The 14,355-nt window shown below is 68.5% G+C and carries 17 protein-coding genes; 10 read left to right on the forward strand and 7 right to left on the reverse strand.

Annotated elements, in window-relative coordinates; all coding sequences use genetic code 11:
- Positions 1-493, reverse strand: a 493-nt coding sequence (locus AB0J69_RS59545) for a hypothetical protein (protein WP_364137761.1), incomplete at its 3' end; no start/stop codon positions are given.
- Positions 494-590: 97 nt separating this feature from the next.
- Between AB0J69_RS59545 and AB0J69_RS59550 the strand changes: the two genes are divergently transcribed.
- From AB0J69_RS59550 to AB0J69_RS59560, 3 genes are read left to right on the forward strand one after another with little or no spacing between them, the layout of a single operon-like run.
- Positions 591-992, forward strand: a complete 402-nt coding sequence (locus tag AB0J69_RS59550) for a heavy metal-responsive transcriptional regulator (protein ID WP_364137763.1) — start codon at positions 591-593, stop codon at positions 990-992.
- Positions 993-1,032: 40 nt separating this feature from the next.
- A complete protein-coding gene (locus AB0J69_RS59555; RefSeq protein WP_364137765.1) occupies positions 1,033-1,428 on the forward strand; it encodes a hypothetical protein in 396 nt (131 codons plus the stop codon).
- The gene (locus AB0J69_RS59560) at positions 1,403-1,501 is read left to right on the forward strand and encodes a hypothetical protein (protein ID WP_364137790.1); all 99 of its coding nucleotides are present in this window, start codon (positions 1,403-1,405) and stop codon (positions 1,499-1,501) included. The genes AB0J69_RS59555 and AB0J69_RS59560 overlap by 26 nt, the downstream gene beginning before the upstream one ends.
- A 224-nt stretch (positions 1,502-1,725) precedes the next feature.
- Here the strand turns inward: AB0J69_RS59560 and AB0J69_RS59565 are convergent, their stop codons facing one another.
- The gene (locus AB0J69_RS59565; protein ID WP_364137767.1) at positions 1,726-2,058 is read right to left on the reverse strand and encodes a helix-turn-helix domain-containing protein; all 333 of its coding nucleotides are present in this window, start codon (positions 2,056-2,058) and stop codon (positions 1,726-1,728) included.
- An 89-nt stretch (positions 2,059-2,147) separates the two neighbouring features.
- Between AB0J69_RS59565 and AB0J69_RS59570 the strand changes: the two genes are divergently transcribed.
- Positions 2,148-2,432 (forward strand): DUF1330 domain-containing protein, encoded by a 285-nt coding sequence (locus AB0J69_RS59570; protein WP_364137769.1) that lies wholly within the window; start codon positions 2,148-2,150, stop codon positions 2,430-2,432.
- A gap of 361 nt (positions 2,433-2,793) precedes the next feature.
- Here AB0J69_RS59570 and AB0J69_RS59575 read toward each other — a convergent pair whose 3' ends face one another.
- Both AB0J69_RS59575 and AB0J69_RS59580 read right to left on the reverse strand, forming a co-directional pair.
- A complete protein-coding gene (locus AB0J69_RS59575) occupies positions 2,794-3,009 on the reverse strand; it encodes a hypothetical protein (protein WP_364137771.1) in 216 nt (71 codons plus the stop codon).
- 279 nt (positions 3,010-3,288) lie between these two features.
- Positions 3,289-3,759: a MarR family winged helix-turn-helix transcriptional regulator gene (locus AB0J69_RS59580; RefSeq protein ID WP_364137773.1), complete on the reverse strand. Its 471-nt coding sequence runs from the start codon at positions 3,757-3,759 to the stop codon at positions 3,289-3,291.
- Positions 3,760-3,908: 149 nt separating this feature from the next.
- Between AB0J69_RS59580 and AB0J69_RS59585 the strand changes: the two genes are divergently transcribed.
- Both AB0J69_RS59585 and AB0J69_RS59590 read left to right on the forward strand, forming a co-directional pair.
- On the forward strand, positions 3,909-4,532 hold the full coding sequence (locus tag AB0J69_RS59585) for an NAD(P)-binding domain-containing protein (protein ID WP_364137775.1): 624 nt from the start codon (positions 3,909-3,911) through the stop codon (positions 4,530-4,532).
- Between the two features lie 52 nt (positions 4,533-4,584).
- Entirely contained in the window at positions 4,585-5,526 is a 942-nt protein-coding gene (locus tag AB0J69_RS59590; protein ID WP_364137777.1) for an SDR family oxidoreductase, read from the forward strand.
- A gap of 861 nt (positions 5,527-6,387) precedes the next feature.
- Here AB0J69_RS59590 and AB0J69_RS59595 read toward each other — a convergent pair.
- Positions 6,388-6,588 (reverse strand): hypothetical protein, encoded by a 201-nt coding sequence (locus tag AB0J69_RS59595; protein WP_364137779.1) that lies wholly within the window; start codon positions 6,586-6,588, stop codon positions 6,388-6,390.
- A gap of 597 nt (positions 6,589-7,185) precedes the next feature.
- Positions 7,186-7,452: a MerR family transcriptional regulator gene (locus AB0J69_RS59600; RefSeq protein WP_364137792.1), complete on the reverse strand. Its 267-nt coding sequence runs from the start codon at positions 7,450-7,452 to the stop codon at positions 7,186-7,188.
- Between the two features lie 1,067 nt (positions 7,453-8,519).
- Here AB0J69_RS59600 and AB0J69_RS59605 point away from each other — a divergent pair.
- Positions 8,520-8,939 (forward strand): nuclear transport factor 2 family protein, encoded by a 420-nt coding sequence (locus AB0J69_RS59605; protein WP_364137780.1) that lies wholly within the window; start codon positions 8,520-8,522, stop codon positions 8,937-8,939.
- Positions 8,940-9,204: 265 nt separating this feature from the next.
- Here the strand turns inward: AB0J69_RS59605 and AB0J69_RS59610 are convergent, their stop codons facing one another.
- Positions 9,205-11,931, reverse strand: a complete 2,727-nt coding sequence (locus AB0J69_RS59610; RefSeq protein WP_364137782.1) for an AAA family ATPase — start codon at positions 11,929-11,931, stop codon at positions 9,205-9,207.
- An 88-nt stretch (positions 11,932-12,019) separates the two neighbouring features.
- On the opposite strand from AB0J69_RS59610, the gene AB0J69_RS59615 reads away from it, so the two are divergent.
- The 3 genes from AB0J69_RS59615 to AB0J69_RS59625 all read left to right on the forward strand — a co-directional run bounded on the left by AB0J69_RS59615 (position 12,020) and on the right by AB0J69_RS59625 (position 13,846).
- Complete coding sequence (locus AB0J69_RS59615; protein WP_364137784.1) at positions 12,020-12,706, forward strand: alpha/beta hydrolase; 687 nt, start codon at positions 12,020-12,022, stop codon at positions 12,704-12,706.
- The gene (locus AB0J69_RS59620; protein WP_364137786.1) at positions 12,703-13,311 is read left to right on the forward strand and encodes a sigma-70 family RNA polymerase sigma factor; all 609 of its coding nucleotides are present in this window, start codon (positions 12,703-12,705) and stop codon (positions 13,309-13,311) included. Before AB0J69_RS59615 ends, AB0J69_RS59620 begins: the two co-directional genes overlap by 4 nt.
- A gap of 355 nt (positions 13,312-13,666) precedes the next feature.
- Positions 13,667-13,846, forward strand: a complete 180-nt coding sequence (locus AB0J69_RS59625; RefSeq protein WP_364137788.1) for a hypothetical protein — start codon at positions 13,667-13,669, stop codon at positions 13,844-13,846.
- Positions 13,847-14,355 lie beyond the last annotated feature (509 nt).

Below are 14,355 nucleotides of genomic sequence, written 5' to 3' on the forward strand. Positions count from 1 at the left end.
GCGAAGCCGCGCAGCACCTGCTGGTGCACCGCCCGCAGCCCGCCTTCCACCGGAGCTGCCCGCCCGGCGCCGGCGCGACCCGCGCATCGGCCCACATCGGCACCGACCCGGGCACCACCTCGTTCGGGTCCGGGCCGCCGGTGTGCGCGAGCGCCTGGTGGCGCGTGCTGTCCAGGGCGTGGCGTAGCGCCGCCACCAGCGCCGCCACCAACGCCGGCACCGAGGGCGCCCCTTCCAGGCGGCCCTGCTCGTCGCGATACATCCGGCAGGCCAGACCGGTCGGCATCGCGGCGTCGGCGAACGGGTCGCGACCGTCGATCAGCAAGGTCGGTGAGCCGCGCATTTGCCAGCGCGCCGCCTGCCCGGCGTCGCTCACCGTGCGGTGCGCGATCGTGGCCGCCCGCGCACCGCTCTCGTTGAGCGCCTTGAGCAGGCGCCGCTCCAGCGTCGGCGCGTTCGGGCAGTCCGGCACCGTCACCATCACCAGCTTCATCGCCCGGCCTCCTCATGCTGCTCGTGTTGCGTCTTGGCGTCCGGTTCGACGGTAGACCTTCCAGCACGCTGGAAGGTCAAGGCCGTAGCCTGGGAACATGCGCATCGGTACGTTGGCCGCCGCGGCCGGACTGTCCGCCAAGACCATCCGCTTCTACGAGCAGGCCGGCCTGCTGCCGGCCCCGCCCCGCACAGCCGCCGGCTACCGCGACTACCCAGCCGAGGCCGCCGACCGGCTCGCCTTCATCCGCGACGCAGCAGCGGCCGGGTTGTCCCTGGCCGAGATCCGCGGCGTGCTGACCATCCGCGACGCCGGACAACCGCCCTGCCGGCACGTCACCACGCTGATCGAGACCCACCTGAAGCACGTCGAGCAGCGCATCGCCGACCTGCTGGCCACCCGCACCGCGCTGCAGGACCTGCACCAGCGGGCCCAAGCCGTCGACCCGGCCGACTGCGGGCCTGAGGGAATCTGCCGCATCCTGACCACTACCGCGTGAGCCCTCGGCGGCGGCGGTCCGGCGTGGCAGGATCGGTTGCGTGCAGGAACAGCACTACACCGCCGACAGCCGGGCGGGCGGACGCGGACGCCTGTTCGTCCCGGTGCCATTCGACCCCGACCAGGTGTGGGCGCCCAAGCCGGTCCATCACGTGAGCGGCACGCTGAACGGCAGGAGCATCCGCGCGGTGATCGTCGAACACGAGGGGCAACGCGGCTTCCTGCTCGGCCCGGCCTGGCAGCGCTGCGGCCTTCAGCCCGGCACGCAAGTGAACGTGGTGCTGACCCCGGAAGGGCCGCAGCGGGCCGACTTGGCCGAGGACATCGCCGCCGCACTGGAGGCCAGCCCGGCGGCGGGCGCCTTTCTTCGACTCCCTCGCCCAGTTCTACCGGCGGGCCTACCTGCGCTGGATCGATGCCACCAAGGGCCGGCCTGAGGTGCGGGCCCAGCGGATCGCCGAAGTGGTCAGCCTGCTGGAAGCAGGGGTCAAGCAGCGCCCGGGGACCTGAGCGCCGCCAGCCCGGCCAGCGCCTGCAGCAGACGCTCTCGCTGTTGCTTGGTCAGCCCACCGACCCGGCGCTTCTCAGCCACGCCCGACACGGCCATCAGCGCCGCTACCCTCGCCGAACCCGTAACCGGGAACCGCTCGAAGAACCTGCGCCACCCGGGTCTTCTTCACCAGTTCCTCGCCGCTACGGCCGAGCGGCGTAGCGTCCCCTACGTACCAGCAGGCCTACGGCTGGCGGCCTCCGTCATCAGGTTCGGCGTCCAGGGCAGTAAGGACCACGTCGAGCAGGCCCGGGAAGCGAGCGTCCAGGTCGTCGCGGCGCAGAGTGTGCAGGATGATGCGGCCCTCCCGGCGCGCGCGCAAGACGCCGCTGTCGCGCAGCACCCGCCAGTGGTGGCTCGCCGAGGACGCCGGCACGTCGGGTAGCACGGTGCCGCAGGTCAGCTCCTCGCCCGCAGCCAGGCGCCGCACGATCCGCAGCCGGACCGGGTTGGCCAACGCTTCGAGGACCGTCTCGATGTGCAGCTGCGACCGGTCGGGGTGGGTCAGTGCTCGCATCGTTCGATTCTACGACAGAAATCGAACTTTCCGAAGATTCCTGCTACTGTTCGGCTCCTTACGAACAATAGAAGTGTAGGTGGAGTGCTGTGAGTGCCTATCTGGTCATCGAGGCCACCCCCTCCGACGCGGAGAAGTTCGGCGAGTACGAGCGTCGGGCGCTGCCGATCGCCGTCAAGTTCGGCGGCGAGGCCGTCGCCCGGGACGCGGACCCGCTGCCCATCGAGCGCGACGACAAGCCGGCGCTCGGCGTGATCCTCAAGTTCCCGGACAAGCAGGCAGTGCGGGACTACTTCGACTCGGCGGAGTACGCGCCGCTGCGAACGTTCCGGCAGTCGTTCACCAAGGCCAGCGCCCTGGTGATCGAAGCCTGATACACACCGGGGTGGCACGGACGGTGGTGTCGAGGCGGGCCAAGTCCACGGAGACCCCTCCACCCTGCTGAGGCAGAACCGGGCCTCGAAGTCCTTAACCGCCTTGCCCACCAGCCGACCGACCCGCCCCCGGGCCGGCGGCTCGATGTGGTCCTTACGACACCACACCACCACCACCAGCCGATCCCGCGACAGCTCCACCGACACAGCTCGGCCTGTCGTTAAGGAGCCCTGGTGACACGCTCCTTAGACGATGTCTCAACTGGTCCGTTTGAGGAGTCTGCTGTGGCAGATGAGCGTGGCGGCCAGGGCGACGAACGCGGCAAGTGGGTAGCGTAGCGGCGGTCCGGTCGCCGGTAGTTCATGAACCAGGACGGACCGGTCGGCCGAGCGGCGAGGTGTCAGCCGCGGCTGATCCTTTCTGCTCGATGGTGCGCCCGATGACCCAGCGGTGCCGGCCCAGTCGTTGGGAGGACTCGACGTTCTTGCGGGCGATGCGCACGGTGATGCCGCGTCGGCGGACCTTAGCCCGCAACTGCTTGTGGTCGTAGGGCTTGTCGGCGTGCAGCTTGTCCAAGCGTCGGCGTGGTCAGCCGTACTTGCCGGCCACGGCGGGCATGCCTCCAGCAGCGGTAGGAGCAGCTGCGCGTCGGGGGTGTTGGCGGCGGAGACGGCGGTGCTCACCGGCAGGCCACTCCGTTCGGACATGGCGTGGAACTTGCTGCCGGCCCGGCCCGGCCCGGTCAGGTCGCCCTTGGGGGCCCGGACCTGGATCGAGTCGACCACCGCGCGGGATTCTGTAGGCAGCGGTCTGACACGCACGCAGTTTATGAGCGATGAGGTCCGGGATCGGGTATCAGTGCTTGTGTTCCAGCGCCGCCAGCCGTTCGGCTACTTTGTCGCCGATGGTGACGAGCATCGCCATCTCTGTCGCAGTGAGATGATCAATGAGCACGTCGCGGACGTCGGCCACGTGCTGCGGAGCCGCGACCTTGATCAGGTCGCTGCCCCGGGGAGTGATGGCGACTACCGCCCCCCGTTGGTCGGCGAGGCATCGTTCGCGGGACACCAGGCCGCGATTCTGCATCCGGCCCAGGTGCTGCGACAGGCGGCTCTTCTCCCAGCGCAACAACTGGCCGAGTTCGAATGACCTCAGCCGGCCTTCGGGCGCCTCAGAGAGGTGGGCCAGGACCTGGTAGTCAGCGCCGGACAGCCCGCACCGGTTGCGCAGCTGCCGCTCGATGAACTCCGACAGCCCGTCCTGCATCTTCATCAGGCTGCGCCAGGCCTGCTGTTCTCGCTCGTCCAACCACCGCGGCTCGGTCACGCAGGTCACTTTACCGTCTGGTTGACATGGTAACCAAATGCCGCGTACATTCTGGTTCACACGTTAACCAAATGGGGCGTCGATGACACAGCCGTTGACGACGACGGGTGGGCATGGCGTCCTATCCAGCTCCAGAAAGCAGGCACTCCATGAGCAGCATCAGCATTATCGGCCTGGGGGGTATGGGCCGCGCCATTGGCGCCCGCGCGGTCGAGGGCGGCCACGCCGTCGAGGTCGTCGGTCGCAACGCGGCCAAGGCCAAGGACCTGGCCGCCGCGCTCGGCGGCGGCGCCACGGCCGGGACATTCGGCACCGCCCCAGCCGGAGACATCGTCATCCTCGCCGTGCCGAACGCCAGCGCCGTGCCGGTCGTCGCCCAGTACGGGGACGCGCTGGCCGGCAAGGTCATCATCGACATCACCAACCCCATGAAAGCCGACGCCACCGGGCTGACCACCCCTGACGGCACTTCCGCCGCGCAGGAGATCGCCAAGGCCGCCCCGGCGAGCGCGCACGTCGTGAAGGCGTTCAACACCGTCTTCGGCCACGTCCTGGCCCCGGGGCGCCCATTGGACGTGCTCTTCGCCGGCGACGACGCGCGGGCCAAGGCAAGCGTATCGGCGTTCATCAAGAGCCTCGGGTTGCGCCCCCTGGATGCCGGAGGCCTGGAGATGGCGCACTGGCTGGAAGGGACGGGCCTGCTGATGATCAACCTGGCCTGCCACGGCGTGGGGGACTTCGACTTCGCCCTCGGCGTCAGCAATCTCAGCTGAGCACACGCGCACCACCAATTCTCGCGCCACCTCACTCATAAGGAACAGCAGAATGCGCGTTTTCGTCACTGGCGGGACCGGTCATTCCGGTTCGTACATCGTCCCCGAGCTCATAGCCGCCGGCCACGAGGTCACCGGCCTGGCCCGGTCGGACACTGCCGCGGCGGCGCTGTCCGCGCTCGGCGCGAAGGTGCGTCGCGGCGACCTCCGGGATCTCGACGGGCTCAAGGAAGCGGCCGCGGACTCCGACGGCGTCATCCACGTCGCGCACCGGCAAGACCTGCTTTTCTCCGGCGGGATCCACGCCGTGGCCGCCGCCGAGCTCCCGATCATGCTCGCCTACGGCGAGGCACTGGCGGGAACCGGAAAGCCGCTGGTCGCGGCGGGGAGCATCGGCTCGCCCGGGCAGGGATTCCTGGGCCGGACGGCCACCGAGGAGGACCCGGCCCTTCCCAGCGGCGATGAGCACAAGGGCACCCTGCGGGCTCGTAATGTCGTGGAAACCGCCGTAATCGGCCTCGCCGAGCAGGGCGTGCGGTCTTCGGTCGTGCGGATCGCCAACATCGCGCACAGCACGACCGATCGTGCCGGCTTCCTCCCGACGCTGATCGCGCTCGCGAAGGAGAAGAGCTTCATCGGCTACCCCGGAGACGGCGCGAACCTGTGGAACGCCGTGCACATCCGCGATGTTGCCTCCTTGTTCCGCCTGGCGCTGGAGAAGGGCCCGGCCGGCAAATACTGGCACGCGGTCGACGACGGGGGCATCCCGTTCCGCGAGATCGCCGAGGCCATCGGCAGTCGTCTGGACCTGCCCGCCGTGAGCGTTCCCGTGGACGAACTGGTGCTGCCGGGATACTTCGGGTTCCTCGCGAACATCGTCACGCAGAGTTACCCGGCGTCCAACCTCGTCACCCGCCGGACCCTCGGCTGGGAACCCGCTCAGCCCCGCCTGCTCGCCGATCTGGACAACGGTCACTACTTCCCCGCCAGCTGACGGCAAGGACCCGAATCTCAACGAGTCCGGCACATGACAGGGAGGGCGGCTCGGAATATGGTCTCGGGGTTGTGGGAGTCAAGGATCCAGCGGACGGCTCCATCCCCTGCCATGTCCGCCATCCTCACTTGGCCGACCCGGCTATGGAATTCGCTCATGACGGTGCCCTTTACCTGACAGCCGCAGTCGCGACAACCCGCTGCTATCGGGCCGGGGCTGGCTCGCCCGCTACCTGAAAGATCCCGCATCGGGCGAGCTCGCCTGCTCGCGCTGTCAGCGTTCGGATCGGCAGTGGAGTGGCTCGACTGACCCATCATCCGCCCGCCGTGCTGGCGATCCCTGCCCCCGGCGAGGCCGGGCCCCGCCTCGACGCTACCGCGCTGATCGTGAACTACCTCGCCCAGCTGCTGACCGAACGCCATCTCGGCACGCCGGATCCGCGGCCAAGACTGCCTACTGCGCGTAGCGGCGTGCCCGGCCGCAACGGTGCTGTTCGGGGTGGGCGGCTTCATCGGCGCAGTCCAGCTGCGGAAAGGAGGATCCGGTGCCGGCAAAACCGAACGCCCGCTACCCGGCTGAACCACCAACGCGCCCATGGGTGGCCCTGGAAGGCCCATGCTGCGTCGGCAAAACCCCGCTAGGGAAGCGGCTGGTGCGTGACCTGACCAACGTCCAGGCCCGCTACGTGGAGTGCTACGCCGACCACGCTGGCGAAGGACGCTTCCTGCCCAGGACCGTCCCGGACTGCCTGCAGGAGTGCATCCGGTGAAAGGGTGCGCCGTCGGCCACACGGTACGCGGTGGCGTCAGCGAGCACCGCGGCGATGTGGACGCATCCTGCGGCGGTGAGGCAAGTGCGGGCTCACTCGACGATTTCGGGGTCGATACCGACAGTGACGGCGCGCCCAGTCGGGCCGACGACCTCGTGCAGGACAGCGGCCTGATAGCTGCCGAGCTCCAGCACCCGATCGCCGGACTTCAGACCCTGGGCCAACCACCAGCGCCTGAAACCAGGGCGCGGACCGCTCCCACAACGCCTCCCCGCTCCGTCGTAGATCACCATGAGGTCTGGCCCCCACCCGGCGAGGGATTGGTCAGGAGAACTTCAGTGGCCATCGGTCACCGCGTTTCAGTGTCCAGGTCAACGGGCTAGTTCTTGGATCGAGATATCAACTATTCGTGATCGATGGTGGTGCGCGATCTTCGCTGCCGCAGCTTGTATGACGCCCACACTGCAGCCCAGGTGAAGCACCTGCCGATCAAAGGACGAACGGTCACGATGACTTCATAAGGCTTGGTCGCTAATCTGCAGACGGTTGGCTGAAACAGGCGGCTGCCCGTAGGCGGCCGGGTTGTGGCCGCTGGCGCGGCGACGGCCAGCGCAGCCTCGGCCCAGGACGGCGCCCTCGGCCCGCAGCCGTGTTCAGGCCCGGGCGCGCTGGCGCAGCCGGCGAGCTCGTCGGCTGCGGCCGGGGTGGTGCGGGTCGGTGATTCCCGCTATCCCCTCGGCCAACACCATCGCCACCGTTTACGCCATCTGTCTCACTTGAGCTTGGCACAGAGGGAACGCGCGGCCGAACTCGTCGCCGGCCCGGCTCCCGGAACAAGCAAGAGGCCTAGTCCATGCGGTCAGAGACCAGGCCGCCGCTGTCGTTTCTTGTCAGTTCCGGGCTGTGCGCTCGCGTTCGTATGCGGCGTTGATGCGCAGCGCCTCGGCGAGCTGGTCTTCCAAGATGATGATCCGGCACGCCGCTTCCACGCCGGTGCCCTGGTCGACGAGTTCCCGGGCACGCGCGGCCAGGCGCAGTTGGTAGCGGGAGTAGCGGCGGTGACCGCCGCTGGAGCGTTTCGGCTCGATCAGATGCGCTACGCCCAGGGCCCGCAGGAACGTCGGGGTCACACCGAGCATCTCCGCGGCCGCGCCCATGCTGTAGGCGGGGTAGTCCTCATCGTCGAACCGGTCATCGGCCGCGTGTTCGGCCGTATCGGTAATCCTGCCGCGAGCAAGCGTGTCACCCTCGGCAGCCGAGCGACGTTGATCCATACATTCCTTTCCGTCAACACGCACAGGGGCCCCGGCGCCTGTTGCGCCGGGGCCCCGAAGAGTTCAACACCATCTACCGGCCACCTGGCCGGCTCACTGTTGTCCGCATCCGCCGTACTGAACGGCGATGATGCGCGGATCGCGGATGCGTGACCGTAGACCACCTTCCTATCTGTGGAACTGCGGTACCCGAGCGGCGAAACTTCAGCCGGCAACGGGCGATCCCGATGGCGTCAACACTCCCTTCTTCTTTCTCTTCCGGACCACTTGTCCAACTTCACCTTCGGCAGCGCGTCCACGATCAGGACCCCTAACTACTGCGCTGGCCCGTCACGTCCGACCTTCTGCCGTCAACCTTCACCTTCGGCAGCGCGTCCACGATCAGGACCCCTTACCACTGCGCTGGCCCGTCACGTCCGACCTTCTGCCGTCAAACCTTCTAACCTCAGCCTGCTGCGGGCAGTTCGTCGTCATGCCGATAACTACTTCTGCTGCCCGTTGAATCCGTTCCTTGCGATGTCAGAAACCATAGTACCCACAGCGACGAATGTCTACCATGGCCGATGCAGATTTTTGGCGCTCGTCGCGGTAGCCTTCCGGCCCACGCCGTACGCTGCGCACGCACATGACAGATGGGTCCAAGACCCCTGGGCGGACTAGTCCCCGTGCCGGTCATGGGCGCGAGCTTCCGCCTCCGGCCGTGGGGTTGTCCCCGTAGCCGGCGTTCGGGTTAGGCCGGCTCTTGGCGCCAGTGATGGTGCTCACCGCGACCGCGGCGTGTACGGGGCAGGCCAGCAGACCATCGGCGGGGAGGCGACCGATCCACAAGTGCCCTGCCACGCCCCGGCAGGCGCGCGGCGAGCTGGACGGACCGGCGCCCCCTCAGCCATCGCCGCCGAGCCCTGCTCCGATCGTAAAATGGCTGCTGGAGGTACATCGAGGGAAGCATCATGACTGACATCCGAAACGATCGCGAAACCCTCTTCGCCTACCTCCAGGATCCGGCGACCCAGCCGGACTTCTGGGCTCGCGTCGCGGACGACGTGGACTGGACCGTGGAGGGCACGCACCCGCTCGCCGGGCGATACCGGAGCAAGAAGGAGTTCACCGCTGCGACGTTCGACCGGCTGGCGAAGGTGCTGGAGGGCGGAGTGAAGCTCACGGTCGAACACCTGTACGTGGACGGCGACACCACGATCGTCGAGCTGGCGTCCACGTCGACCACCAAGGAGGGTGCGCAGTTCGACAACCGTTACTGCTGGGTGTGCCGCTTCGACGGCGACATGATCGCGGAAGTACGCGCGTATCTGGATTCCGCCATGGTCGGTTACACCGTTCTGCGCAACGAGCTCCGTCAGCGGGGCGGGTGAGCGCCCCAAGCGGCACCGCGAGCCGGCCAGCGGAGAGGGGGTGGGGCGGCGGAGCCGGGAGCGGCCGGGGAGGCGGGCGGTTGAGACAAGGGCTACATACCGGGCGCCGCCATCTGCGAAAACAGCGCGAAAATCGCGTTATCGCGCCCGGCCTATATCGCTATGTTCGAACCGAAACCCAGCGAATGGCGGCCGGTGACAGCCTCGTTAACGACAGTCCCACTCGTCCCGCTTCAGCTGGAGTACGGACGGCAGCCGCGAATGGTCAAGTCGCCGTGTTCAAATGGTTCGCTAGCTCGGTACGCGACCGTACGGAGAGTTTGCGGTATATCCGGGTCAGATTGGCTTCCACGGTCTTCACGGACATGAAGAGTTCGGCGGCGGTCTCCTGGTTCGATCGTCCGGATGCGACGAGCTCGGCGACGCGGTGTTCCGTCGCTGTTAGCGCGCCCAGGGTGGGGTGCAGGCCTACTCGGCCGGCTTCGTCCCAGGCACGTTCGGCCCAGCGTGGTATGCCGAGCTCCTCGAAGGCGCCCGCGGCCGCCTTCAGCGTCTGGCTCGCCATGCCCTTGTATCCGGCACGGCGGTAGACCTGTCCCAGGGCCAGCCGGGACCGCGCCGCCTCGAACGGACACTCGGATCCCGGTTGCTCGGTGATCTCGCGAAGCGCGCTCAGAGCGTCGTCCACGTTCCCGCGCGCGGCCGTCAGCATCGCCTGGCAGCGGTCGGCGGCGACCGTTGCCTCCGGTCTGCCGGCCGATCCTTGGCGGCGCAGGATGGAGATGGCCGCTTCGACGTCCTCTGACGCGCCGACCTGCAGCGCGGCGTCGGCGTAGTCGACACCCCACAACAGCGCCTCCAGGTCGACCATCTCGGTGCTCGCGAAGATCTCCGCGAGTTCGCGCAGCGGTTCGAGCGCCGCCTGCCAGTTCCGCGCGGAGGTCTCGACGAATCCGAGCTGTGCCAGGAAGCCACCTCGCCAGTACGTCGATGCTTGGATCTGCGGCCGGGCGGCCGCATGCCGGGCCCGTTCGCGCGCCAGGTCCAGATCGCCGGCGTATGCGGTGACGAGAATGTAGGCCATGTCCTCCTGGGAACTGGAGGCCGCCGACCAGTCACGGGTGGCCGCCGCCCACGCACCCGACCGAGCCGCCTCTTGGAGAGCGGCCTGGGCCTCGCGCACCTTCGACAGGCGGATGAGGACGAGGATCAGGCTGATGTAGAGCATCGACAGGTCGCCGTAGCGGCCGGCGTCGACGGCCCACGCGATGCCATCCCGCGCGTGTTTCTCGGCCGCCGGGTCGTTCCAGGGCATGAAGAAGCTTCGCAAGAAGGCCAGCAACGTCGCGGGCAGGTTCGCGGTGCCGGCCAGCTGCTCTATGTCGCGCAGCGACTGCTGGGGCCGGCCCGCGCCCCAAAGCAGTTCGGCCGAGAGCTGTTCCATCAGCGCATTGAGCTGAACGTCGAGACGCTTGACCGCCGCTGCCTCGGTGACCGCCGTCCGGGCCAGTTCGAGAGCACGTGTGCCGTCGCCTTGCATGCGGCAGATCGCGGCGAGGGTGCACAGAAGTTCGGCGTGGGCCTCGCTGCCGGTGGGTGCCAGCTGAAATGCCTGCTCGGCGAGGGACCTGGCGGCTGGTATGTCCTCGGCCAGGCGGATGCGCCGTATCAGCACCTCGGCTTGTTGCTCAGGGGAGGTGGCGAGCCCCGAGCCTTTGCACAGCGCCGCCCGCGCCGTCACCGCGTCACCGGCGTCGCTGTAGGTGTCCACAGCGCGCAGCCAGCGGCCGAGGCTGGCGTCCATATCGGACGGGGTGGCCAGGGCGGCTCCCTCCAGCAGCTCGCCGGCCAGCTGTTGAGCTCCACGACTTCTGGAAAGCTCGGCAGCCCGTTCCAGATCGGCCGCGACCACCTCATCGGGGACCGTGATCGATCTCGAACGATGGCGGGCCCGCTCCACGAGGTCCTCGAGCGTCTCCGCGAGCACGCGGTGCGCCCGGCGACGCTCGGCCGGCGTGGCGGCGTCGTACACGGCCGAGGCCAGCAACGGGTGGGTGAAGCCGATCACAGACCCCGCGCCCACCGTCGCCACGCCCGCGTCGGCTGCGGCTTCCAGGGCCGGCAGCAGCCGGGCCTCCTCGACGATCCCGCGCACCTGCGTCACCGTCAGCCGCCCCGCCGCGGACGCCAGCAGGAGCACTTCGCGTGTGTCTTCCGTCAGCTGAGCCACGCGCTCACGGAGAAGCTCGGTCAGGCTCGGCGGGACCTGGACACGGCCGTGGTCGGAAGCTCGCGCGATCTCCAGAGCCAGGAACGGATTCCCGCCGCTCGCCCGGGCCACCCCGGCGCTCATGGGCGGAGTCCATCGCGGGCCCAGGCGCGCGCGGAGCAGCTGTCCTATCGCCCAGTCCGCCAAAGGCCGCAGCACGAACTCATGCCGTGGCTCAGCCAGACATCGGATCAAATCTGTGCCGGTGTCCGGATCCGGCCGCGTCGCGACCAGGACGCTCAACCGGTGAGGTTCGGCGAAGACGCCACGCAACGCGAAGCCGAGGCTGCCGATACTCGCCTGATCCAGCCACTGCAGGTCGTCGATGAGGAGCGCCACCGGCTCCGACTCGCACAACTGCGTCAGCAGACCCCGGACCGCCAGGGGCACGGCCAGGGCATCCACCTCGCCCTCCGTGGGCTCGGCACGCTGCAGGGCAACGGCGAGCGCGTGCCGCTGCGGGCCCGGAAGCTCCCGCTCCGCCCCCTCAGGGAACCGGCTCATCAGCTCGGCGAGCCCCGCGAACGGCAGCCCTTGCTCGAACTGCGTCGGAGTAACGGAAAGCACCCTGCGCCCCTGGCGCCGGGCCAGCTGCGTGGCGGCCTTCATCAGGCTGCTCTTGCCGACGCCGGGGTCGCCGACGGCGACCGCGCCGCCACCACGCTCCATGAGATCACGTACGACTGTCACAGCGTCTTCGCGCCCGAACAACCCCTCATTCACACAGATATCTTGCCGCCTACCCCACGCCGTTTCTGTCGAGGGATATCCCTGATGCCTCCCCGGCCCTCCCAGATCGACGCTGTGTGGCATGACACAGATCAAGAACGTGGTCCTGGTCCACGGAGACTTCGTGGACGGATCCGGGTGGCGGCAGGTGTACGACCTGCTCACCTCGGACGGCTACCGGGTCTCGGTGGTCCAGCACCCGAACCTGTCGCTCGCGGGAGACGTCCTGGCCACCCTGCGCGTGCTGCGATCGCAGGACGGCCCGTGCGTACTCGTCGGTCACTCCTACGGCGGAGTGGTGATCTCCGAGGCCGGCACGGACGACAACGTCGCCGTCCTGGCGTACGTCGCCGCGTTCGCCCCCGACTCCGGCGAATCGGCGCGCGACCTCATGTCCGCAGGCCCGGCGACGCCGCCGCCCAGGGACGGGTTCCTGCTGGTGGACCGCGACCGCTTCCACGCCTCGTTCGCGGCCGACCTCCCGCCGGCAGAGGCACGTTTCATGGCCGACTCGCAGGTCCCCTGGCGGGTCGACGCCCGCGGCGGCCAGGTCAACCGGCCCGCCTGGCGCACCAAGCCCAGCTGGTACCTGGTGGCCACCGACGACCGCATGATCCCGCCGTCGGCGCAACGGGCCATGGCTGGACGAGCCGGCTCCACCGTGCGCGAGATCGCCGCGAGTCACTCCGTGTACGTGTCCCAGCCACACGCCACGGCCGACTTCATCCGCCAGGCCGCCGCCATGCGAGCAGAGGAGTCCAGAAAGTGAGTGACACCGTTCTGGACGTGTTCGTCCGTACCCGCCCACGCCTCTTCAGGATCGCCCACCGGATCGTCCACAACGTGCACGACGCCGAAGACATCCTCCAGGAGGTCTGGCTCCGCTGGCACCGCACCGACCACACCGCCGTGATCAACGCCGAGGCGTTCCTGGCCACTGCGACCAGCCGGCTGGCGATCAACCACATCCAGTCCGCCCGCCACCGGCGAGAGACCCACGCCATCTCCTGGCGGCACGAACAAGCGGTGGACCCCGCCGCCGATCCGCGGGCGGAGACCGAGCGAGGCGAGGAGATCGAGCTCGCCGTCCATCTGCTGCTCGAACGGCTGCCGCCGTCGGAACTGGCCGCGTTCATGCTGCGTGAGGGGTTCGAGTACCCGTACCGGCAGATCGCGGAGGCCCTGCAGATCGGCACGGCCAACGCGCGGCAGCTCGTGAGGCGCGCCCGCGTACGGATCTCCGGCACCCGCTCCCACCCGTTCAGCCCGGCGGCTCGCGACCCGCTCCTGCGGGCGTTTGCGCCGGCCGCACGCGGCGGCGACCTGACGCGCCTCGAGGCTCTTCTCGCCGCTGACCTCAAGCCGGCCGGCTGAACCTCGTCCCCATGGGTGGGTCTGAGGCCGGACAGTGCCGCAATGGCGACACAATCCCGAAGTCTGATTCTGCGGATTGTGCCGACGGTCCACGCCGCTACCCGGAAAGACGTTCAGCACATGCGGACTTGGAGCCGTGGAACCGGTCGCCGCGGCCGAGCCAGTCCAGATCCCCCGGGCTACCGGGGTCGCGCCGGTCGGGCAGATGCCCCGGGCCCAGCCAGTCAGACCGTTCGCACGCGAATCGGCGACTGATGTGATGTCGTGCGTGGCCGCCTTGCTTCGCGACCCTGGACAGCATGAAGCCGGGCGACACGCTGGTCATGGGCCCAACTAATAAAGAGCCGTCCAGTCGATGTGCGGGGTTGCGGCGCTGCGGCCGTCACGGCGGAGCTCGCCCCCGGTCGCCGACGTCGACCAGCTCGGCGCTCACACCGTCGAGTACGGCGACCACAGCCTGGAGATGGCCAAGCGCGATTGGTGGCGGCACGCCAGCCGGGGGAGACTTCCGGCCGGTTGCCGCGTGTGCTGCTGACCGGGCATCTCCAGGATGCGAGTGCCGTCCCCCTCCAGAACACGACACCGCACCGTCCAGCCATGGGGAGTAGCCGTTCAATCACTATAAGTGCATGTTGGAGCTCCATCGGACCGTCCCGATAACGGTCATTTTCGGGACAGAGCATTCACGCCAGCGAACCTATCGCCCGCGTATGTGGGGTTCAGGACGCCAAGGCAACGGTGACCGAAGGACTCGGCGCTCCCCAAGACTTGGACGGCCTGAGCTTGCTCCGCCCGTCACTCCTCGGCACTCCTGCCATCCAGTTGTGCAGTCGGACGGCCACCCGCGGGAGCTGCGGAAGAACAAGGTGCGGACTCGCGTGCTCGTGGCAACAGTGCAGGGCACCTGACCAACTCCCTACGTCAGGCTACAGAGCCGACCTCGTACAGGGAGCTCTTTCCATCGTGACGGTACTGGTCAGGTTGGGTCCGCGGGAAGCAGTGGCGGATGAGAGGAGGCTTCCGATAAGACAGCAGTCGACCAAG

This window comes from Nonomuraea sp. NPDC049709, assembly GCF_040674815.1.
Taxonomy (GTDB): Bacteria; Actinomycetota; Actinomycetes; order Streptosporangiales; family Streptosporangiaceae; genus Nonomuraea.